The 401-nt window shown below is 44.4% G+C and carries 1 protein-coding gene; it reads right to left on the bottom strand.

The window, feature by feature from the left end; genetic code table 11:
* Positions 1 to 401 (bottom strand): SSURE domain-containing protein (locus tag HMPREF2764_RS01540; RefSeq protein WP_186821152.1); only part of this gene is annotated, 401 nt, incomplete at both ends.

Here is a 401-nt window from a genome sequence, read left to right on the forward strand (position 1 = left end):
GGATTTTTTGCTGAACCATTGTCTGACCATGGAGCCTTGTCTGAGGCTTTCAAGATAAGGCGGGTTAACATACCGTCACCAGCGAAGAATTCGTATGGAATGACTTGGTTGACACCAGCTGTGAATGGACCTGGGAAGTTCGCTTTATCCAAGTAAGAGGCTGGAACATCCACTGTGTCTTTAGTATTGTCGGCCACACCTTTTTGCACTTCAGCTGGGGTGGTCAAGCCGTTCAAGTTGACATCCAAATCTTTTGTTGCTACGAGGTTGCTTAAATCGGCCTTACCATCTTTAGCACCGTATACCTTGATAGTGGCTTTATAACTTTGTGTACCATTTTGTTTCAAGAGGTCAAGAAGATCTTTATCTGATTTGCCTTGAGTTCCTGCCAAGTCTACTTC

Origin of the sequence: Streptococcus sp. HMSC073F11, from assembly GCF_001810785.1 — a bacterium.
Taxonomy (GTDB): domain Bacteria; phylum Bacillota; class Bacilli; order Lactobacillales; family Streptococcaceae; genus Streptococcus.